Source organism: Micromonospora sp. M61, from assembly GCF_018070245.1.
Taxonomy (GTDB): domain Bacteria; phylum Actinomycetota; class Actinomycetes; order Mycobacteriales; family Micromonosporaceae; genus Micromonospora; species Micromonospora zamorensis.
In genome coordinates this window covers 25,108-45,595 of sequence record NZ_JAGPYA010000026.1, presented here as the reverse complement: position 1 = coordinate 45,595, position 20,488 = coordinate 25,108, and the positions used below count along the sequence as shown (strand labels likewise).

At 69.8% G+C, this 20,488-nt stretch carries 18 protein-coding genes; 5 read left to right on the top strand and 13 right to left on the bottom strand.

The annotated features are described in order from the left end of the window. Positions 1-24: 24 nt before the first annotated feature. Positions 25-1,596 (bottom strand): bifunctional phosphoribosylaminoimidazolecarboxamide formyltransferase/IMP cyclohydrolase, encoded by a 1,572-nt coding sequence (gene purH, locus KBX34_RS16825; RefSeq protein ID WP_210925760.1) that lies wholly within the window; start codon positions 1,594-1,596, stop codon positions 25-27. After that, complete coding sequence (gene purN / locus KBX34_RS16820; protein ID WP_088950139.1) at positions 1,593-2,213, bottom strand: phosphoribosylglycinamide formyltransferase; 621 nt, start codon at positions 2,211-2,213, stop codon at positions 1,593-1,595. The genes purH and purN overlap by 4 nt, the downstream gene beginning before the upstream one ends. Positions 2,214-2,542: 329 nt before the next feature. Here purN and KBX34_RS16815 point away from each other — a divergent pair, with 329 nt between their 5' ends. After that, complete coding sequence (locus tag KBX34_RS16815) at positions 2,543-3,058, top strand: DUF4190 domain-containing protein (RefSeq protein ID WP_210925759.1); 516 nt, start codon at positions 2,543-2,545, stop codon at positions 3,056-3,058. Positions 3,059-3,111: 53 nt separating this feature from the next. Here the strand turns inward: KBX34_RS16815 and KBX34_RS16810 are convergent, their stop codons facing one another. Then, positions 3,112-4,401, bottom strand: coding sequence for a DUF6350 family protein (locus KBX34_RS16810; protein ID WP_088950141.1), 1,290 nt, complete (start codon positions 4,399-4,401; stop codon positions 3,112-3,114). A 198-nt stretch (positions 4,402-4,599) separates the two neighbouring features. On the opposite strand from KBX34_RS16810, the gene KBX34_RS16805 reads away from it, so the two are divergent. Further along, positions 4,600-4,866, top strand: a complete 267-nt coding sequence (locus KBX34_RS16805; RefSeq protein WP_088950142.1) for a hypothetical protein — start codon at positions 4,600-4,602, stop codon at positions 4,864-4,866. A gap of 96 nt (positions 4,867-4,962) precedes the next feature. Here the strand turns inward: KBX34_RS16805 and sucD are convergent, their stop codons facing one another. The 3 genes from sucD to KBX34_RS16790 all read right to left on the bottom strand — a co-directional run bounded on the left by sucD (position 4,963) and on the right by KBX34_RS16790 (position 7,862). After that, positions 4,963-5,850, bottom strand: coding sequence for a succinate--CoA ligase subunit alpha (gene sucD, locus KBX34_RS16800; protein WP_088950143.1), 888 nt, complete (start codon positions 5,848-5,850; stop codon positions 4,963-4,965). Positions 5,851-5,852: 2 nt separating this feature from the next. After that, positions 5,853-7,031: an ADP-forming succinate--CoA ligase subunit beta gene (gene sucC / locus KBX34_RS16795; RefSeq protein ID WP_088950144.1), complete on the bottom strand. Its 1,179-nt coding sequence runs from the start codon at positions 7,029-7,031 to the stop codon at positions 5,853-5,855. 426 nt (positions 7,032-7,457) lie between these two features. After that, positions 7,458-7,862 (bottom strand): cobalamin B12-binding domain-containing protein, encoded by a 405-nt coding sequence (locus KBX34_RS16790; RefSeq protein ID WP_088950145.1) that lies wholly within the window; start codon positions 7,860-7,862, stop codon positions 7,458-7,460. A gap of 504 nt (positions 7,863-8,366) precedes the next feature. Here KBX34_RS16790 and KBX34_RS16785 point away from each other — a divergent pair. Further along, positions 8,367-9,074 carry a M23 family metallopeptidase gene (locus tag KBX34_RS16785; protein WP_210795165.1) on the top strand — a complete coding sequence of 236 codons (708 nt, stop codon included), beginning with the start codon at positions 8,367-8,369 and terminating at the stop codon, positions 9,072-9,074. Between the two features lie 273 nt (positions 9,075-9,347). Continuing rightward, positions 9,348-10,118 (top strand): M23 family metallopeptidase, encoded by a 771-nt coding sequence (locus KBX34_RS16780; protein WP_210925757.1) that lies wholly within the window; start codon positions 9,348-9,350, stop codon positions 10,116-10,118. Positions 10,119-10,214: 96 nt separating this feature from the next. Here KBX34_RS16780 and pcrA read toward each other — a convergent pair whose 3' ends face one another. Then, the gene (gene pcrA / locus KBX34_RS16775) at positions 10,215-12,620 is read right to left on the bottom strand and encodes a DNA helicase PcrA (RefSeq protein WP_210795169.1); all 2,406 of its coding nucleotides are present in this window, start codon (positions 12,618-12,620) and stop codon (positions 10,215-10,217) included. Between the two features lie 326 nt (positions 12,621-12,946). Here pcrA and KBX34_RS16770 point away from each other — a divergent pair, with 326 nt between their 5' ends. Continuing rightward, positions 12,947-13,342 (top strand): chorismate mutase, encoded by a 396-nt coding sequence (locus KBX34_RS16770; RefSeq protein WP_172862108.1) that lies wholly within the window; start codon positions 12,947-12,949, stop codon positions 13,340-13,342. Positions 13,343-13,482: 140 nt separating this feature from the next. Here KBX34_RS16770 and KBX34_RS16765 read toward each other — a convergent pair whose 3' ends face one another. From KBX34_RS16765 to KBX34_RS16740, 6 genes are all read right to left on the bottom strand, one after another. After that, complete coding sequence (locus KBX34_RS16765; protein ID WP_210795171.1) at positions 13,483-14,496, bottom strand: ABC transporter ATP-binding protein; 1,014 nt, start codon at positions 14,494-14,496, stop codon at positions 13,483-13,485. Beyond that, the gene (locus tag KBX34_RS16760; protein WP_371409660.1) at positions 14,489-15,532 is read right to left on the bottom strand and encodes an ABC transporter ATP-binding protein; all 1,044 of its coding nucleotides are present in this window, start codon (positions 15,530-15,532) and stop codon (positions 14,489-14,491) included. The genes KBX34_RS16765 and KBX34_RS16760 overlap by 8 nt, the downstream gene beginning before the upstream one ends. Before the next feature lie 10 nt (positions 15,533-15,542). After that, on the bottom strand, positions 15,543-16,511 hold the full coding sequence (locus tag KBX34_RS16755) for an ABC transporter permease (protein ID WP_088950151.1): 969 nt from the start codon (positions 16,509-16,511) through the stop codon (positions 15,543-15,545). Continuing rightward, on the bottom strand, positions 16,504-17,430 hold the full coding sequence (locus tag KBX34_RS16750; protein WP_088950152.1) for an ABC transporter permease: 927 nt from the start codon (positions 17,428-17,430) through the stop codon (positions 16,504-16,506). The genes KBX34_RS16755 and KBX34_RS16750 overlap by 8 nt, the downstream gene beginning before the upstream one ends. A 148-nt stretch (positions 17,431-17,578) precedes the next feature. Continuing rightward, positions 17,579-19,219 (bottom strand): ABC transporter substrate-binding protein, encoded by a 1,641-nt coding sequence (locus KBX34_RS16745; protein WP_210925755.1) that lies wholly within the window; start codon positions 19,217-19,219, stop codon positions 17,579-17,581. Between the two features lie 581 nt (positions 19,220-19,800). Beyond that, a complete protein-coding gene (locus tag KBX34_RS16740; RefSeq protein WP_088950154.1) occupies positions 19,801-20,487 on the bottom strand; it encodes a response regulator transcription factor in 687 nt (228 codons plus the stop codon). Position 20,488: the final 1 nt, after the last annotated feature.

The following is a 20,488-nucleotide window of genomic DNA, read 5'->3' as shown; positions in this document are numbered from 1 at the left end:
CGACGCGGACGGGGGTCTCGCGGCCTAGTGGAAGAAGTGGCGGGTTTTCGTCAGGTACATCGTTACGTTGGCCTTTTTGGCCGCTGCGATGACTTCTTCGTCGCGGATCGAGCCTCCGGGCTGCACGATGGCGCGGACGCCGGCGTCGATGAGGATCTGCGGGCCGTCGGCGAACGGGAAGAACGCGTCCGAGGCGGCGACCGAACCCCGAGCCCGCTCGGCGCCGGCGCGGTTGACCGCGAGCTGCGCCGAGTCGACCCGGTTGACCTGACCCATACCGACCCCGACGGTGGCGCCGTCCTTCGCGAGCAGGATCGCGTTGCTCTTCACGGCACGAACCGCCCGCCACGCGAACGCCAGGTCCCGCAGCAGCTCCTCGTCGGCGGCCTCGCCGGTCGCCAACTGCCAGGTCGCCGGGTCATCGCCGGGGGCGTCCACCCGGTCGGCGACCTGGGCCAGCACGCCACCGGTCACCGGCCGCAACTCCACCAGCGCCGGCGTCCAGACCGGCGCCCGCAGCAGCCGGATGTTCTTCTTGGCCTGCAACACCTCGACCGCGCCCTCGTCGAAGCCGGGCGCGACCACCACCTCGGTGAAGATCTCGGCCACCTGCCGCGCCAGCTCGACCGAGACCGGCCGGTTGACCGCGATGACGCCGCCGAACGCCGACACCGGGTCACAGGCGTGCGCCCTACGGTGTGCCTCGGCCACGTCCACGCCCACCGCGATGCCGCACGGGTTGGCGTGCTTGATGATCGCAACGGCCGGCTGGTCGGCGAAGTCGTTCGCCGCCCGCCAGGCAGCGTCCGCGTCGACGTAGTTGTTGTAGGACATCTCCTTGCCGTGCAGCTGCTCGGCCTGGGCCAGCCCCGCCGGGGCGTCCGGGTCGGTGTAGAGCGCAGCCGGCTGGTGCGGGTTCTCGCCGTAGCGCAGCGCCGCCGACTTGCGCAGCGCCAGCCCCGCGAACTGCGGCCACCAGTCGTCGGCGGGCGCCAGCTCCTGCGCGCACCACCGGGCCACGGCCACGTCGTACTCGGCGATGTCGGCGAACGCCCGGGCGGCCAGCGCGCGCCGCTGGGCCAGGGTGAAGCCCCCCTCGCCGAGCGCGCCGATCAGCGCCGGGTAACCAGCCGGGTCGGTGAGCACGGCGACCGAGGCGTGGTTCTTGGCGGCGGCCCGCACCATGGCCGGGCCACCGATGTCGATCTGCTCCACGCACTCCTCGACGTCGGCGCCGGAGGCGACGGTCGCCTGGAAGGGGTAGAGGTTGGAGACCAGCAGGTCGAACGCCGCAACCCCCAGCTCGTCGAGCTGCGCGACATGCGTGTCCTTGCGCAGGTCCGCGAGGAGACCCGCGTGCACCTTCGGGTGCAGGGTCTTCACCCGGCCGTCGAGCACCTCGGGGAACCCGGTCACCGTCTCCACCGGCGTCACCGGCACACCGGCGGCGGCGATGGTGCCCGCCGTGCTTCCGGTGGACACGATCTCCACACCGGCGGCGTGCAGGGCCTGAGCCAGCTCGACCAGCCCGGTCTTGTCGTAGACGCTGACCAGCGCCCGCCTGATCGGGCGGCGCCCGTCCTGAGTGGGACTCACGGAACCGTGACCTTCCTTCCGGTGATGGTCCAGCCTTCGCGGACCAGGCGACCGACCTGCTCGACGAGCTGGCGCCGCTCGGCTTCCTTGATGCGCTCGGTGAGCGTGTCCACGTCGTCGTCGTCGAGCACCGGCACCGCGACCTGCGCGACGATCGGCCCGGTGTCCATGCCTGCGTCGACGAAGAAGAGGGTGGCCCCGGTGAGCTTCACGCCGTAGGCGAGGGCGTCACGCGGACCGTGGATGCCGGGAAACGCCGGCAACAGGGTGTTGTGGGTGTTCAGGTAGCGGTCGCCGAAGGCAGCGAGGAAGTGCGGGCCGACCAACTTGAGGAAACCGGCGGAGATGACCAGGTCCGGTTGGTGCTTCGCAACGTGCGCGGTGAGCGCCCGGTCCCAGTCCTCCCGGGTGTCGTGATCACGGACCCGCTCGACGAAGGTCGGCACCCCCGCGGCCTCGGCCCGGTCCAGGCCCGCGATGCCGTCACGGTCCGCGCCGACCGCGACGACCTGCGCACCGTACGCGGGGTCGACGGCGGCATCCAGCAGCGACTGGAGGTTGCTACCGGAGCCGGAGATGAGGACGACGATGCGGGCGACAGGCGCGGGCTCGGTCACCGGGCCACCCTATCGGGCAGGTCAGGAAGCCCTCCGGCTGGGCGGCGCGCCGATCTTTGACAGTGCCGACGTGCATCGACCCGGTACGCTGCCGCTCGCTCGGACTTGACACCTCGTCGGTCCGAACCCCCGCACCGATCGGCACACCAGCGGTGTCGCTGCACTGAGGAGCACCGCGTGTCGCCCGGTCACCACCCCAACGGCAACCGTCGATCGGCAGCACCGTGACGATGTCGTGGTGCTGCCGCGCTGTGCATTCCGAGGACTGACAGCGATCATGGGTGGCAACAACAGCAGTAACTGACGGAACCAGTTCAAGGAGCTCTCGAATGCAACCCGGTAACCCCGGCCAGGACCCGTACGGCCAGCAGCCCAACCAGGACCCGAACGCACCCCAGCCGCCGCAGTACGGCCAGCCGCCGGCGGCCCCGTACGGCCAGCAGCCGATTTCGGGTCAGCCGTACGGCCAGCCGACCTCGGGACAGCCCTACGGCCAGGACCCGTACGGCCAGCAGCAGCCCCAGTACGGCGGCGGCGGTCCGACGTACCCGAACGCCGGCTACCCGCAGGGGGGCCAGGGGCAGAACAACACCCTCGGCCTGGTGTCGATGATCCTCGGTATCGCGTCGATCCCGCTGATCTGCTGCTTCTACCTGGGCATCCCGGTCGGCATCGCGGCCGTGGTGACCGGTTACCTCGCGCGGCAGAAGGTCGCCCAGGGCCAGGCGAACAACGCCGGGCAGGCCAAGGCCGGCCTGATCTGCGGCGCGATCGGTGTCGGGTTGGGCATCATCCTGATCATCCTCGGCATCGTGGCGAACGTGGCCCTGCCCACCCAGCCCTGACAAGCTCGGATCGACGGGGCGCTCCGGATTCGTCCGGGGCGCCCCGCGCGCGTCTACTGGGCGGGGGTGCGGGTGAGGGCCCGGGTGGCGGCGGCGCCGAGCAGTGCGCCGACCGCGATGACGACAGCGGCCACCGCACCGACCTGCCAGCCCACCGGCCCGACCTGTGCCAGCCGGCCGGCGCCCAGTGACCCGCCGGAGACCGCGGCGGCCACACCGAGCAGCACGCCGGCCACCAGCCCGGCCAGCACCGCCGGGGCCAGCACCTCGGCCCAGCGCTGCGGGGCCCGCTCCGGCCCGGCGAGTCGGGCCACCCGGCGGGCGAGCAGGCAGCCGGCCACCATTCCGGCCAGCACCGGCACCGCGAGCAGCAGGGCGCCCAAGCCGTCCACCGGGCCTCGTGGCAGACCGGCGAGCAGTGGCACGGCTGGCAGTGCGCCGACCGACACCTCGCTGGTGCGAACCGCGGTGTCGGTGCCGACCGCGAAGCCCGGCCCGAGCAGATAGCTGGCCGACCAGATCGCCGCGTTCGGCGCGTACGCGACGCTGACCAGGGTGATCCCGGCCTGCCCGGCGACCCCCGTCCGGTACGCCCCGATCATGTCCGCCGCGTCGCCGCCGCCGGTGGCCACCGCCAGGCCGGCCGCACCGGCACCCGCGCCGAGCAGGAGCAGCCCTGCCACCAGGCCGGTGCGAATGCCGTCCCGCACCGGGTTTGACAGCCGGGTGACGAGGAGCCGGGTCACGGCGGTGATGCGGGTGGCGCCGATCAGTGCGGCGAGTGTGCCGACCACCGCGAACGTGGCGCCCGCCCGGATCGGGGACACCGTCGGCCCACCGGCACCCACCAGCACTGCCGCGAGTGCGCCCAGCAGCGCGTACGCGATGCCGACCGCGCCTGCGGCGAGCAGCGCGCGGCGTGGTGAGCGGGTGTCCCGGGCGCCGATCGCGCGGCTGACGTGCACACCGGCCCGGCTGAGCCGCCAGAGCGCGAGCACGGTCAGCGCCAGCGGGGCGAGCCCGAGCGGGCCGGAGTCGGTGTGCAGCGGCACCCCGTGGCCGAGCAGCCAACCGGCCAGCGCCGTGCGCAGGGTGCTGACCAGTGTCGTCGAATCCGTGCCGAGCTGGACCAGGCCGAGCACGATGGCGACCGGCAGGTAGGAGGTGAGGGCGGCCCAGCCGGCCGCTACCCCCGCGGCGACGGGCAACGGCGCGCGCCCGCGTGGCGCCCCACCCGCGCGGGGCGCGGGCACCCGTCGGGCCCGGGCGGCACGATCGACCGGCCGGTCGTCGGCGCTCACACCGCCGGGACGGCTGGGACGGTCAGGGGTGACGGGGGACATCCGCTCTACTCTGGCACGTCGCGCGGGCGGTGGCAGTCCGTTAAGCCGCCCGAAGGGCGGCGAGTTGACCGAACCGGGGCCCAGGCCATCCGGCCCGGTCTAGCCTCGGCCAGAGGGGGCGCGAGTCGCCGCCACCCGGGTCGGGTCCGCCGGTCGCGGTCCGGCCGGCTCGCCGCCCACGACCGCCCGGAGGACGCCGTGACAACGCCGTACGCGCCATCCCCGCCCCCACCGGCCCGGGGACGGGACCGGACCACGCTCTGGGGCGTGCTGGGCATCGTGCTGGGGCTGATCTGCTGCGGCATCCTGGGCATCATCTTCGGCTACCTGTCCATCCGCGACGCCCGTCGGTACGGGCAGTCACCGCTACTGGGCTACCTCGCCATCGTGTTCGGCGTGATCAACATCATCGGCGGCGCGATCCTGCGCGCCACCGGCAACTACCCGTTCTGGAACAACGACTGAGCGGGCTGCGCCACCAGCGGGACGCGCCGGCAGCGCAGGTACGCCGAAGGGGGCCGACCGGCTGCGGTCGACCCCCTCCGGTGTTGCCTGACCGGCTCAGTTGCCGGACATGATCTCCCGCATCAGCTTCGCGGTCTCGGTCGGCGTCTTGCCGACCTTGACGCCGACAGCCTCCAGCGCCGCCTGCTTCGCCTCGGCGGTGCCGGCCGAGCCGGAGATGATCGCCCCGGCGTGACCCATGGTCTTGCCGGGAGGAGCGGTGAAGCCGGCGATGTAGCCGACCACCGGCTTGGTGACGTTGGTCTTGATGAACTCGGCGGCCCGCTCCTCGGCGTCGCCACCGATCTCACCGATCATGACGATGGCGTCGGTCTCCGGGTCGGCCTCGAACGCCGCCAGGGCGTCGATGTGGGTGGTCCCGATGATCGGGTCACCGCCGATGCCGACGCAGGTGGAGAAGCCGATGTCGCGCAGCTCGTACATCATCTGGTAGGTCAGCGTGCCGCTCTTGCTGACCAGGCCGATCCGGCCGGAGCCGGTGATGTCGGCCGGAATGATGCCGGCGTTGGACGCGCCGGGCGAGGCGATGCCGGGGCAGTTCGGCCCGATGATCCGGGTCTGCTCACCCTTCGCCACGTTGTACGCCCAGAACGATGCGGTGTCGTGCACCGGCACGCCCTCGGTGATCACCACGGCCAGCGGGATCGCGGCGTCGATCGCCTCGACCACTGCGGCCTTGGTGAACTGCGGCGGCACGAAGATGACAGTGACGTCGGCCCCGGTCTCGGCCATCGCGTCCGCTACGGACGCGAAGACCGGCAGCTCGGTGCCGTCGAAGTCGACCTTCTGGCCCGCCTTGCGCGGGTTGACGCCGCCCACCACGTTCGTGCCGGCGGCCAGCATCCGCCGGGTGTGCTTGGAACCCTCGGAACCGGTCATCCCCTGGACGATGACCTTCGAGTCCTTGGTCAGCCAGATAGCCATGATCAGACCCCCGCAGCTGCCAGCTCGGCGGCCCGCTCGGCCGCACCGTCCATGGTGTCCACCCGCTGCACGAGCGGGTTGTTCGCGCTGTCCAGGATCGCCCGGCCAGCCTCGGCGTTGTTGCCGTCGAGACGGACGACGAGCGGCTTGCTGACCTGCTCGCCCCGCTGCTCCAGCAGCGCCAACGCCTGGATGATGCCGTTCGCGACCTCGTCACAGGCGGTGATGCCGCCGAAGACGTTGACGAAGACGCTCTTCACGGCCGGGTCGGAGAGCACGATCTCCAGCCCGTTCGCCATCACCGCGGCGCTCGCGCCACCGCCGATGTCGAGGAAGTTGGCCGGCTTGACGTTGCCGTGCCGCTCACCGGCGTACGCGACCACGTCGAGGGTCGACATGACCAGACCCGCGCCGTTGCCGATGATGCCGACCTCGCCGTCGAGCTTGACGTAGTTGAGGTCCTTGGCCTTGGCGGCCTGCTCCAGCGGGTCCACCGCAGCCTGGTCGACCAGCGCCTCGTGGTCCGGGTGCCGGAACGCCGCGTTCTCGTCCAGGCTGATCTTGGCGTCGAGCAGGAGCATCCGGCCGTCGCCGTTCTTGGCGAGCGGGTTGACCTCGACCAGGGTGGCGTCCTCGGCGACGAATGCCTGCCACAGGCCGACGGCGATCTCGACCACCTGGTCGGCGACCTCGGCCGGGAAGCCGGCGGCGGTCACGATCTCGCGGGCCTTGGCCTCGTCCACGCCCTTCACGGCGTCGATCGGGGCCTTCACGACCTTGTCGGGGGTGTCGGCGGCGACCTGCTCGATGTCCATGCCGCCGGCGACGCTGGCGATGCAGAGGAAGGTGCGGTTCGCTCGGTCGAGCAGGTACGAGAAGTAGTACTCCTCGGCCACGTCCGCGGTCACCGTGATCATGACCTTGTGGACGGTGTGGCCCTTGATGTCCATGCCGAGGATGTCGGTGGCGCGGGCCACCGTCTCCTCGGCGCCCTCGGCGAGCTTGACGCCGCCGGCCTTACCTCGGCCGCCGACCTTCACCTGCGCCTTGACGACCACGCGACCGCCGAGGCGTTCGGCGATCGCACGGGCCTCTTCCGGGGTAGTGGCGACGCCGCCGGCCAGCACGGGCAAGCCGTGCCGCTCGAACAGGTCCCGCCCCTGGTACTCGTACAGGTCCACGATTGCGCGTCCCGTCCCGTCTCCGCGGCGCGCCGTCGCGCCGCCACCAGCGTTCAAAAAACAGTTTGACGCCTGTCATCAGTTGAAACAGGCCATTGGCCGCAGCCTAGCGAGGTCGGCACCACCGGCAACCGAGCGGGTGCGCGGTGTGCGGTAATGCACAACCGGACATCAGACGCGGCTGGTTTGCGGCCACGACACGGATGGCATCAACCATCCGGGCGATGTTGTCCGGCTTGCGTAACCCGGCCGTGGGGGCGTCGTTGAGTCAGATGTCGGAGCGCTGAGAAGCGTGACGACGGGAGACGGCCGATGCCCTGTCGGTCGAGGGGTGGCGGCGGGGCATCGTGCATAGAGGGGCCGGACGTGTGAGGGGTGCGTCCGGCCCCTCCCCCGTGCCCAAATCCGGGCGCTGAGCAACGAGACTCAGGAAACCGGCTGCGCCACGTTCTGCCGGACCCACTCGACAATCGCCTGAGTGGTGGCGCCCGGCGTGAAGATCTTCGCGACGCCCAGCTTCTCCAACTCGGGAATGTCGCCGTTCGGAATGATGCCGCCGCCGAACACGACGATGTCGCGGGCGTCCCGCTCACTGAGCAGTTCCAGCACCCGCCGGAAGAGCGTCATGTGCGCGCCGGAGAGGACGGACAGGCCGACCGCGTCGGCGTCCTCCTGGATGGCGGTCTCCACGATCTGCTCGGGAGTCTGGTGCAGGCCGGTGTAGACGACCTCCATGCCCGCGTCCCGCAGAGCGCGTGCGACGACCTTCGCGCCCCGGTCATGGCCGTCCAGGCCGGGCTTGGCGACGACGACCCGAATACGAGAGCTCATCAGCGCACACCTTTCACCGGCTTCACGGGCCTTCACCTGAACGAACGGTAACCCGGCGGGCCCGGCCCAGGAAATCGGGGCCGGAAACCGGGCTCCGCCGCCGGTCCCTGCCCGGCATTGTCGTACGGGCGCACCCGAAGTGGCGGGCAGCGGACTGGGGGCCGTCCGGGGAGGCCGCCGAGCCAGATCCGGGAAGGCTCGCCAAGGCACTCTGGCACTGCCCCGAGTCAAGTCGGACGACTCCGCCGGATCGGTCACGCTCGGCGACGAACGGGCAGCATCGGGGGCACCGTTTAGGGGCGCGATGCGTGACAATCATGGACGCAAACGGACAGATCGACACGCCAGTTTGGCGGTCTAGCTTGTGACTCGCCTGGTGGTTGGCTAACGTGTCCACGGTTGTCATCAGGTCCATGGACGGGTGACGACGCGGTCAGCGGACGTTCATTCGAGCTTCACGAACGCCCACCGGCCGCTTCGGAACCCCGACAACGGAGGGTGTGCGTGCGCCAGCGCCTGTCGTCTGAGCCCGATCGATATCGCGGTCGTCGCCGTGTGCCCACCCCACCGCGCAGCCGTTACGCCGCTGTCGTCACCACGGCGTTCGTCGGGGCCGGCATCGTCGCCCTCGGCGCGAGCGCTCTGCCCGACGCCAAGGACGTCAGCCCGTCGGTGCTCGACGAGCTCAAGCAGGCGTCGGTCACCAGTCAGGACGCTGCGGCCCGGGCCGAGAACGCCGACCGCGCCTCGCGGGACAGCCGCAGCAAGGACAGCGCCGAGCCCGAGGTCTGGCTGCTGCCGCTGCAGGGCTACGACTTCAACTCTCCCTACGGGATGCGCTGGGGCAAGCTGCACACCGGCGTGGACCTGGTTGCCGGCGAGGGCACTCCCTACGTGGCGATCCACGACGGGCTGGTCACCAAGGCCGGCTGGTTCGGCGGGTACGGCAACGCGGTGATCGTTCAGCACGCCGACGGCAGCGAGGCCATCTACGGCCACTCCTCCTCGGTGAGCGTGAAGGAAGGCCAGCAGATCAAGGCCGGCGACCAGCTTGGTCTGGTGGGCCAGACGGGCCACGCCTACGGCACGCACCTGCACCTGGAGATCCATGTCAAGGGCCAGCCGGTCGACCCGGTGCCATTCCTCCAGGACCGCGGAGTGGACATCCAGCTGCAAGTCGAGGCAATTTACAACGAGGTAGCCGCCTCCTGACGTTGCGTAACGACCGTTGACCGCCCGGATCTGTTGATCCGGGCGGTTTTTCGTTGCCCCGGCCGGATGGATGTATCCCGGGTCACAGCCACAATTGTGACCGGCGACACCACGGCGCATGATCACTTTTCCGGATAGAACACCATGGAGCGGGTCATATCTGGGCAGCCATCACTTCACGCGCCGCGCGGTCACCCGGTCCCCGCGCCCACCCCGGCTAGGTCCGACACCAGTATTTCGAGGTCAAGTGCCCCTCGACTGTGAAGGTCCGCCGTGCAGGAAGACAGCCCCGTCCAGAACGAGAACACCCCCGACGCCCCCCACACCGGGCAACCGCAGCGCGCCGGCCGGCGGAACCGCCTCATCGTGCTCAGCGCCGCCGCCCTGGTGGCCCTCGGCCTCGGTGGCGTCGCGGTCGCCACCACCGGCGGCGACCACCCGGCACCCGCAGCCGTCTCCCTCGACGCGCAGAGCCGGGCCGAAGCCGCCAGCCGAGCGGACCGCTCCGCCCGCGAGTCGAGCACACCGGTCACCCCCTCGGCCAGCCCGACACCGAGCCCGTCCGCGGCCACCGCCAGCCCGACGCCCGCGAAGACGGCCACCGCTAAGGCCAAGCCGAAGCCGAAGAAGACCACCAAGCCCACGCCCGCCTGGGTCAACCCGATGCCCGGCGCAGCCGTCACCTCCTGCTACGGGCAGCGATGGGGCACCCTGCACGCCGGAATCGACCTGGCGCTGCCCTCCGGCACACCACTCCGCGCCGCAGCCGCAGGCACCGTGACCCAGGCCGGCGACGCCTCCGACGGGTACGGCAACTCCGTCTTCATCGACCACGGCAACGGGTACCTGACCCACTACGCCCACCAGAGCCGCATCGCGGTCACCGTCGGCCAGAAGGTGAAGGCCGGCCAGGTCATCGGCTACGAGGGCGCCACCGGCGACGCCACCGGCCCACACCTGCACTTCGAGGTGCACCAGGGCATGTGGAACCAGATCGACCCGGCCCCGTTCATGCGGACCCGCGGCGTGGACCTCGGCTGCTGAGGCGACACCCCTGCGCGATTCGAGCGCAACAGCAGGGATGGAGGGGCCTGAGGCCCCTCCATCCCTGCTTCAGTGCAATGGTGCGGGCGCGACGGGTCAGAGCTTGTCGACCGGGGCGTGCCGCAGCACCAGCCACATGGTCTGGTCACCGAAGTCGATCTGCGCGCGAGCACCCGGGCCGTGCCCCTCGACGGCGAGCACCCGCCCCAGCCCGTACCGCTGGTGGTTGACCCGGTCCCCGGCTGCCACCTTGGGCCCCTGTGGCAGCTCGCTGGCCGTGGTCAGCCGGCTGGCGTCCACGCCGAGCCGCTGCGCCAACTGGGCCGCCTTCGGCGTACCCCCGGTGAAGTTGCCACGCGCGCCGGGCGTGCGGTCCGCGCGGCCTCCGACGCCGCCGCCCCCGCCGGCCCACGAGGTGTACGACCCTTCGGTGCGCTCCCAGTGCACCAACTCGGTCGGCAGCTCCTCCAGGAACCGCGACGGCGGGTTGTAGGACGGCTGCCCCCAGGCCGAGCGGGTCACCGCCCGGGAGAGGTAGAGCCGCTGCCGGGCGCGGGTGATGCCGACGTACGCCAGCCGGCGCTCCTCCTCCAGCTCGCGGGTGTCGCCCAGCGAGCGCAGGTGCGGGAAGACGCCGTCCTCCAGCCCGGTCAGGAAGACCACCGGGAATTCCAGACCCTTGGCGGTGTGCAGCGTCATCAGGGTGACCACCCCCTGGTGGTCGGGGTCGTCGGAGGGGATCTGGTCGGCGTCGGCGACCAGCGCCACCTGCTCCAGGAACCCGGCCAGGGTGGCCCGCTCCCCCTCCTCGCCCAGCGCCTCGATCCGCTCGGTGTACTCCCGGGCGACGCTGACCAGCTCCTGGAGGTTGTCCACCCGGCCGGCGTCCTGCGGGTCCAGGCTCTCCTCCAGCTCGGTGAGGTAGCCCGAGCGGGTCAGCAGTGCCTCCAACACCTCTTCCGGGGTGCCGGTCTCGGACAGCTCCCGGGCCCCGTCCAGCAGCGCCACGAAGTCGGCGATGCCATTGGCTGCCCGGCTGGAGATGCCCGGCGCCTCCCGGGCCCGCCGCAGCGCCGCGCCGAACGAGATCCGGTCCCGACTGGAGAGCGCCTCGACGCACGCCTCGGCGCGGTCGCCGATCCCCCGGCGGGGGGTGTTGAGCACCCGCCGCAGGCTCACCGTGTCGTCGTCGTTGACCACCGAACGCAGGTACGCCAGTGCGTCGCGGACCTCCTTGCGCTCGTAGAAGCGCACCCCGCCGACCACCTTGTAGGGCAGGCCGACGCGGATGAACACCTCTTCGAACACACGGGACTGGGCGTTGGTGCGGTAGAAGACCGCGACGTCGCCGGGGCGGGTCTCGTCGGCGTCGACCAGCCGGTCGATCTCCCGGGCCACCCAGTCGGCCTCGGCGTGCTCGGTGTCGGCCACGTAACCGACGATCTGCTCACCGGCGCCGGCCTCGCTCCACAGCCGCTTGGGCTTGCGGGAGGTGTTGCGGTCGATCACCGCGTTGGCCGCGTTGAGGATGGTCTGGGTGGAGCGGTAGTTCTGCTCCAGCAGGATCGTCCGCGCGTCGGTGAAGTCGCGTTCGAACTCCAGGATGTTGCGGATCGTCGCACCGCGGAACGCGTAGATCGACTGGTCCGCGTCGCCGACCACGCACAGCTCGGCGGGCTCCAGCCCGTCGGTGCCGGAGACCAGCTCCTTGATCAGCGTGTACTGGGCATGGTTGGTGTCCTGATATTCGTCCACGAGCACGTGCCGGAACCGCCGACGGTAGCTCTCCGCGACGTGCGGGTGCGACTGGAGCAGGTGCACCGTGGTCATGATCAGGTCGTCGAAGTCCAGTGCGTGCGCCTCACGCAGTCGGCGCTGGTAGAGCGTGTACGCCTCGGCCAGCGCCCGCTCGTTGGGCCCGGTGGCCCGTGCGGCGAACTGCTCCGGGTCGACCAGCTCGTTCTTGAGGTTGGAGACCTGGGCGGCCAACCCCCGCGCCGGGTAGCGCTTCGGGTCGAGATCCAGCTCGCGGGTGACCAGCTGCATCAGTCGCCGGGAGTCGTCCGCGTCGTAGATGGAGAAGGTCGACTTGAGGCCGGCGTGCTCGTGCTCGGCGCGCAGGATCCGGACGCACGCGGAGTGGAACGTCGACACCCACATCAGGCGCGCCCGCGGACCGACGAGCGCGGCGACGCGCTCCTTCATCTCGCCGGCTGCCTTGTTGGTGAAGGTGATCGCGATGATCTCGCCGGGATGGACGTCCCGTGCGGCGAGCAGGTAGGCGATCCGGTGCGTGAGCACCCGGGTCTTGCCGGACCCGGCGCCGGCCACGATCAGCAGCGGCGAGCCGGCGTGGCTGACCGCGTCGCGCTGCGGCCCGTTGAGCCCGGCGAGCAGCTGCTGCGGATCGAGGCGGACGGCGGCGGGCCGGGGCCGGTCCGGGCGGGCCGGCGCGGACTCCGGCGCAGGCGGGGACGCGGGAATGTCGAAGAGAGGATGCATCGCCCGACAAGTCTATGCCGCCAGTCGGACACTACGGTCTCTGGCGCTCGGCGGCTCGTGCCCGACCGCGTGCTCCCACCGCACTGCCCGCCAGTCGGGCAAAGATCGGCGTCTCCCCGCGGAATGCTTGCGCACCCGGCGCCGACGTGGGCATACTCGACGGCGTGATCGCTGCGCGCTACTACTTTTACTACGGCACCGGGAGTCCGGCTGCCGTAGGTCGCGCCTGATCGATTCAGACCTACGAAAGCCCCGGGCTCCTGGAGTCCGGGGCTTTTTCCGTCCCGGGTTCCGGGCACCGGGCACCACAGTGCGAGAGGTACCCGATGATGACAGACGTGATGGAGCAGAGCGGCGGCCCGACCCGACCGAAGGCCGAGCAGCCCGCGGCCAACGGGAGCGAGCCGGCGGCACCCCTGTCGCCGACGGCCGAGGCCGCCGGGCCGCCAGAGGCACGGACCGGCACCGAGGAGCCGTCCGCCTCCGCTCGGATCGTGCAGATCAGAGAACGGATCGACGAGATCGACCACGCCCTGATCACGCTCTGGCAGGAGCGGGCCGCGTTGTCCCAGGAGGTCGGGGTGACCCGGATGGCGTCCGGCGGGACTCGCCTGGTGCTCTCCCGCGAACGCGAGATCCTGGAGCGCTTCCGGGTCGCGCTCGGCGCCGACGGCACCCAGTTGGCCCTGCTGCTGCTCCGCGCGGGCCGCGGCCCGCTGTGAGCCGCGCCGGCCCACAGTGACTCACCCGGCCCGTGGGCCCCTCGTGGGCTCCCCTGCGCCACGCGGCGCCGGCCCCGGGGCACGGACAGACGAAACCGCCTGCCGTCGTCGTGGTGACGTCGGCAGGCGGTTCCGGTGACTCACGCCTCGTGGGTGGCGACGATCTGGCGCCGCTCCGCGAAGTGGCAGGCGCTCGGGTGGTCCGAGTCCCGTCGGATCTCCAGCAGCGGGACCTGCTCGGCGCAGACGTCCTGCGCCTTCCAGCAGCGGGTCCGGAACCGGCAGCCCGAGGGCGGGCTGATCGGCGACGGCACGTCACCCGTGAGCCGGATGATCGTCTTGTTGTTCCGCTGCGTCGGGTCCGGCACCGGCACCGCGGAGAGCAGAGCCTGGGTGTACGGGTGGGTCGGCCGCTCGTAGATCTCGTCCTCGGTGCCGATCTCGACGATCTTGCCGAGGTACATCACCGCGACCCGGTCCGAGAGGTGGCGGACCACCGACAGGTCGTGCGCGATGAAGACGTACGACAGCCCGAACTCGCCCTGGAGCTGCTCCAGCAGGTTCATCACCTGAGCCTGGATGGAGACGTCCAGCGCCGACACCGGCTCGTCGCAGACGATGATCTCGGGCCGCAGCGCGAGCGCGCGGGCGATGCCGATGCGCTGGCGCTGACCGCCGGAGAACTGGTGCGGGTACCGGTTGATGTGCTCCGGGTTGAGCCCGACCAGGTCGAGCAGTTCGCGGACCTTGGCCCGGCGGCTGCCCTTCGGCGCCACCTCCGGGTGGATCTCGAACGGCTCACCGAGCAGGTCGCCGACGGTCATCCGCGGGTTCAGCGAGGTGTACGGGTCCTGCATGACCAGCTGGATCTGCCGGCGGAGACGCCGCAGTGCCCCACCGGACAGCTTGGAGGTGTCCTGGCCCTTGTAGACCACGCTGCCGGCGGTCGGCTTCTCCAGGTTCATCAGCACCCGGGCGAGCGTCGACTTGCCGCAGCCGGACTCGCCGACCACACCGAGCGTCTCACCGGCGCGCAGACCGAACGAGACCCCGTCGACCGCCTTGACCTGACCGACGGTCTTCCTGAACACCACACCCTGCGTGACGGGGTAGTGCTTGACCAGGTCGTTGACCTCGAGGATGTTCTCAGACACGGTTCACCAGCTCCTCGGCGAAGTGGCAGGCGCTGGCCCGGTCGCGGCCGACCTGCAGCAGCGGCGGGATCTTCTCCCGGCACACCGGCTGAGCCATCGGGCAGCGTGGGTTGAACGGGCAGCCCGGCGGGATGTTCATCAGGTTCGGCGGGAGGCCCTTGATCGTCCGGAGCTGCTGCCCCTTCTCGTCCAGGCGCGGGATCGATTCGATCAGACCGATGGTGTACGGGTGCGCCGGCTTGGCGTACAGGTCGTACACGTTGGCTTCCTCGACGATCCGGCCCGCATACATGACCGCGATCCGGTCCGCGACGTCGGCGACCACGCCGAGGTCGTGGGTGATCAGGATCATGCCCATCTGCCGCTCACGCTGAAGCTCGGCGAGCAGGTCCATGATCTGGGCCTGCACGGTCACGTCGAGGGCGGTGGTCGGCTCGTCCGCGATCAGCACCTCCGGGTCGAGCGCCAACGACATCGCGATCATCGCGCGCTGCCGCATACCGCCGGAGAACTGGTGCGGGTAGTTGTTGAACCGGCTCTTGGCGTTCGGGATCTTGACCTGGTCGAGCATGTCGATCGCGCGCTTCTTGGCCTCCGCGCGACCCATGCCCCGCCGGACCCGGAACTGCTCGGCGATCTGGAACCCGACGGTGAAGACGGGGTTCAGCGCGGAGAGCGCGTCCTGGAAGATCATCGCGATGCCCTCGCCGCGGATGCGGCGGCGCTCCTCGTCGGACATGCGGAGCATGTCCTTGCCGTGGAAGCGGACCTGGCCACCGGTGACGAAGCCGGGCGGCGTGTCGAGGATGCCCATGATGGTCTGCGCCGTGACGCTCTTACCGGAGCCGGACTCGCCGAGCACGGCGAGGGTCTCCCCCGCGTCGACGTGGTACGTGACCCCGTTGATGACCTTTGCGACGCCGTCCCGGGTGCGGAACTCCACCCGCAGGTCGTCGACCTCGAGCAGCCGGCCGGAGGGACGTCCGGACCCGCCGGGTCCCGGCGCGGACTGCTCGGACACGAGAATGTCGGACACTGGATATCCCCTAGCGGAGTTTCGGATCGAGGGCCTCGCGGACCGCCTCACCGAGCATCACGAAGCTCAGCACTGCGGTGACGAGGAACGCGGCGGGGAAGAAGACCAGCCCTGGCGCGACTCGGAGGAAATCCTTACCGTCGCTGATCATGATGCCCCAGGACACCACCGGAGACTTCAGACCGACGCCGAGGAACGACAGGGTGGCCTCGGCGCCGATGAACGAGCCGACCATGATCGTGCCGTAGACCAGCAGCGGGGCCAGGCAGTTCGGCAGCAGGTGCTTGAGGATGATCCGGCCGGTGCCGGCGCCCAGGGCGCGGGCCGCGACGATGTAGTCGGCTTCCTTGGTGGCGAGCACCGAGGAACGCATGAGGCGCATCACGACCGGCCAGCTCAGCACGATCAGCGAGACGATCACCAGGCCCATGATCTGGGCCTTGCTGTTGCCGGAGCCCGAACCGTTGAACGTGGTCAGGATGACGATCGCACCGAGCACGAAGGGCAGACCGAAGAAGACGTCGGCGATCCGGCTCAGCAGCCCGTCCACCCAGCCACCGCGGTAGCCGGAGATGATGCCCATGGCACCACCGACGAGCAGGGTGCCGACCACGGACAGCACGGCGACGATGACGGATGCCCGCGCGCCGTAGATGACCCGGGCGTAGACGTCGCGGCCCTGCACGTCGTAGCCGAACCAGCCATTGGCGGACGGCTTGTCGAGGCTGCGGGACAGCGATCCGTTGACCGCGTCACCCGGGGCGAACAGCGCCGGGAAGGCCGCCATCAGCAGGAAGATCAGAATCAGGACGCTGGCGATCCAGAACAACGGCTTGCGGCGGAGGTCCCGCCAGGCGTCACCGAGCAGGCCACGGGGCTTTTCGTTGCTCTGCGGCTGACCTGCGGTAGCAGGGGCGGCGGAGTCGGTCGGGTGCGCGCCAGGGGTGCTGACGATTGATGCGGTACTCGGGTCACTCATAACGGATCCTCGGGTCCAGGGCGGCGTAGAGCAGGTCAACCAGCAGGTTCATCACGAGATAGACCAGCACCAGGACGACCACAATGCCCACCACGGTGGCGCTCTCCTTGGTCACGATCGCGCGGTACACCGCACGGCCGATCCCGTTGATGCCGAAGATCCCCTCGGTGACGATCGCACCGCCCATCAGGGCACCGAGGTCGGTGCCGAGCAGGGTGACCACCGGGATGAGCGAGTTACGCAGCAGGTGTACGCCCACCACCCGGCGCATCGGCAGACCCTTGGCGATCGCGGTGCGCACGTAGTCGGCGCGGCGGTTCTCCGCGATGCTCGTACGTGCAACCCGGGCGATGTAGGCCACTGACGCACTGCCCAGCACGAAGCCCGGCACGATCAGCTCGGACCACCGCATCTCGGAGGAGACGGTCGGCTTGACGATGCCCCACTGCACGCCCAGGAGCCACTGGAGCACGAAGCCGACGACGAAGACCGGCAGCGCGATCAGGAAGAGCGTGGAGACCAGGACCAGGTTGTCCAGGAAGCCGTTGCGGCGCAGACCGGTCAGCACGCCGGCGCCGAGGCCGATCACGGCCTCGATGGCGAGTGCCACCAGGGCCAGCTTCAGCGTGTTCGGGTACGCCGTGGCGATGATGTCACCGATCTCGCGCTGCGAGAACGTCTGACCGAAGTCACCCTGGAGCAGGTTCTTCATGTAGTTGGCGTACTGCACGAAGACGTTCTGGTCGAGGTGGTACTTCTCGGTCATGAAGGCGATGTACTGGTCCGGGCAGCGTCGCTCGCCGCACTTGCCGGCGAACGGATCGCCCGGAACGGCCCAGACGAGCCAGTAGATCAGGAACGTCGTACCGATGAAGACCGGCACGAGTTGGAGCAGCCGTCTCAACAGATAACGGCCCATGGGGTGGTCCTCCAGACAGGGGGCGCGTCGGACGGCCGACACGGTGGTGACAACGTGCGAGTGGAGTGTTGTAACACCCAGTCGCGGAACGGCCCCGGGTCGGGCTCACCGGATGTGGCGAGCCCGACCCGGGGTCAGACCGTTCGGATCAGAGCTCGACCGAGGTGATGTCGAGTTCGCCGACGTTGTTCAGCTCGAGCTTCTTGATCTTCTCCGAGTGGCCGGACTGCTGACCGTAGAAGTAGATCGGGATGCTCGGGACGTCCTGGTCGACCAGCTCGACGGCCTTGGAGAACGCGTCGTGCGAGGCCTCCAGGCTCGGCGCGGAGCTGGCCTGCTTCGCCAGGGTGTCGACCTCCTTGTTGCTGTACAGACCGTCGTTCGAGGAGCCACCGGTGACGTACAGCGGGTTCACCCAGTTCTCGACGTCCGGGTAGTCCTGCTGCCAGGCAGCGCGGTACGGACCCTTCATCTGGTGGGCGTTGATGGTCTGGCGGAAGACCGCGAAGGTCGGCACGCCCTCGGCCCGAGCGTTGATGCCCAGGTTGGTCTTGATCTGCTGCGCAACGGCGTCCATCCAGTCCTTGTGGCTGGAGTCCGAGTTGTAGTAGAAGACCATCTCACCGGTGAAGCCGCCGGCCTCGGTCAGCAGCGTCTTGGCCGTGGCCGGGTCGAACTTGCAGGCGGTGCAGTTGCCCGGCTTGGCGCCCGGGGTCAGCGGGTTCGCCCAGCTGTCGGCCGGCTTACGGGTACCGAAGAAGATCTTGTCCGAGATCTCCTGCCGGTTGATCGACAGCGACACGGCACGACGCAGCTTCGGGTTCTGGAAGCGCTTGTCGTAGGTCGGGAACGCGATCAGCGCGGTCGACGGCGTGACGGTCGACAGGCCCCGGTCACCGAGGTCGGTCTTCCACTTGTCACCGGCGAGCGCCGAGGTGGGGACAACCTCCATGAAGTCGAGGTTGTTCGCCAGCAGGTCGGCGTAGGCGGCCGTCTCGTCCTGGTACAGCTTGACGTCGACGTCCTTGACCTTCATCTTGTCGCGAAGGTTGTAGTCGTCGAAGCGCGTCAGCTTGATGAGGACGTTGTCCTCCCACGACACGAACTTGACCGGGCCGTTGCCGACCGGCTTCTTGCCGAACTCTTCCGGCTTCTGGGTGAAGAAGACGTCCGGGAGCGGCATGAAGGCGCTGTAGCCGAGCTTGGTCGGGAAGACCGCGGTCGGCGCCGCCAGGGTGACCTCGAAGGTCTGCTCGTCGACGACCTTCAGGCCGGACATCTTGTCGGACTTCGGTGCCGGGGCCTTCTGGGGGCCGTCCGCGCCGTCCGGGTCCGTGGTGTAGGTGTCCTCGAAGCCCAGGATGTCGGAGAAGAAGGTGCCGTTCTGCGCGCCGTTCGGCGAGTAGGCGGCCCAGTTCCAGGCGTCAACGAAGTTCTTCGACTTCACCTCGGTGCCGTCGTGGAACTTCGTGCCCTTCTTGATCTTGATCGTGAAGACCTTGGAGTCCGTGGTGTTGATGGACTCGGCCAGCGCGTTGCGCGGGGCCCCACCGTCGTTCGGGTACTCGACCAGGCCGGTGAACAGCCAGTCGATCACCTTGCCGCCGCCAGTCTCCGTGGTGTTCGACGGGACCAGCGGGTTCTCCGGCTGGACGCCGTGGACGGTGATCGCGCCGTCCTTGCTGGCGGCAGCGTCGTCGTTGCTGTCACCGCTCGAGCAACCGCTCGCGACAAGCGCGGCAGCCGCGCTGAGCGCGATTGCGCTCGTCGCCCGCTTCGAGACTCTCATTCCGAGGGGCCTCCTCTTTCTAACCAGGTTCCGTCGTGGGTTTCACGCACGTTTGGGGGTGACACCGCCCGACCACCCCGAGGCGCGGGTCGCCGGGACCACAGGGAATTTGGGGACACCCTGATGTTCCGATCCGCCGGGCTCCCTCACCGACGAGGCGCGACACGACGCAGGAGGCACAGCCACGAATCGCCGCGAGCGGCGAGGACGTGGTCGTTGGCCGTACGGAGTGCCACACACCGATGGTGAGGTGCTGCCACTGTGACACCAACTGGCCTCTTCCGTGAAGGTGCCGTTATCAAGCCGTTAGTTGCCCGCCGCGTTGCCGATACTTGAAAAATGATCATAAAACGGTCGGTGCAGGCAGCATTGAGCAGGAAATACGTTGCGCCACCCGTGAACCTGGGTTCGGCCCACGCGTACGAGGCGGGCCTCACCTCTGCCCGATGGGACGTACGTCACCATCCGTTTTTCGACCCGTCCGGATGAGGTCTACTACGGCTGCACGGGCACCATCACACGGCTGGGTGGCCGAGGGCGCAAAGATCGTCTGTCTGATCCTCCGGCCCGGTGACGTGCTGTCACACGAGCCGGCGGTCCGCCGCCCAACGGGAGAGCTCGTACCGGTTGGACATCTGGAGCTTGCGCAGCACGTTCGACACGTGCGTCTCCACCGTCTTGATGGAGATGAACAGCTCCTTCGCGATCTCCTTGTACGCGTACCCACGGGCCAGCAGCCGCAGCACCTCCCGCTCACGGTTGGTGAGCTGGTCCAGCTCGGGGTCGGCCACCGGCGCGTCCGGTCGGGCCGCGAAGGCGTCCAGCACGAAGCCGGCCAGCCGCGGGCTGAACACCGCGTCCCCGTCCGCCACCCGGCGGATCGCCGCCGCCAGCTCGTCCGGGGAGATGGTCTTGGTGACATACCCCCGGGCACCGGCGCGGATCAGCCCGATCACGTCCTCCGCCGCGTCGGAGACACTCAACGCGAGGAACTTGACCTGCGGGTGGGTGCGGCGCATCGCCTCCAGCACCGCGCGTCCGCCGCCGTCGGGCATGTGCACGTCGAGCAACACCACGTCCGGGCCGACGGCGGCGATCCGCGTGACCGCCTCGGCCACAGTGCTCGCCTCGCCCACCACCTCGACGTGGGCGCCCAGCTCCGCGCGCACCCCGGCCCGGAACATGGCGTGGTCGTCCACCAGGAACACCCGCAGCCGCTCGGGGCGGGCCTCCGCCGGGTCGAGGTGCTCGGTCGACTGCTCGGCCATG

Bases quoted from the DNA above. Each gene is read 5' to 3' on its own strand.
- KBX34_RS16815 (WP_210925759.1), top strand. From the start codon at position 2,543: ATGCAACCCGGTAACCCCGGCCAGGACCCGTACGGCCAGCAGCCCAAC.
- KBX34_RS16810 (WP_088950141.1), bottom strand. From the start codon at position 4,401: ATGTCCCCCGTCACCCCTGACCGTCCCAGCCGTCCCGGCGGTGTGAGC.
- sucD (WP_088950143.1), bottom strand. From the start codon at position 5,850: ATGGCTATCTGGCTGACCAAGGACTCGAAGGTCATCGTCCAGGGGATG.
- KBX34_RS16790 (WP_088950145.1), bottom strand. From the start codon at position 7,862: ATGAGCTCTCGTATTCGGGTCGTCGTCGCCAAGCCCGGCCTGGACGGC.
- pcrA (WP_210795169.1), bottom strand. From the start codon at position 12,620: ATGCATCCTCTCTTCGACATTCCCGCGTCCCCGCCTGCGCCGGAGTCC.
- KBX34_RS16770 (WP_172862108.1), top strand. From the start codon at position 12,947: ATGATGACAGACGTGATGGAGCAGAGCGGCGGCCCGACCCGACCGAAG.
- KBX34_RS16755 (WP_088950151.1), bottom strand. From the start codon at position 16,511: ATGAGTGACCCGAGTACCGCATCAATCGTCAGCACCCCTGGCGCGCAC.
- KBX34_RS16750 (WP_088950152.1), bottom strand. From the start codon at position 17,430: ATGGGCCGTTATCTGTTGAGACGGCTGCTCCAACTCGTGCCGGTCTTC.
- KBX34_RS16745 (WP_210925755.1), bottom strand. From the start codon at position 19,219: ATGAGAGTCTCGAAGCGGGCGACGAGCGCAATCGCGCTCAGCGCGGCT.
- KBX34_RS16740 (WP_088950154.1), bottom strand. From the start codon at position 20,487: ATGGCCGAGCAGTCGACCGAGCACCTCGACCCGGCGGAGGCCCGCCCC.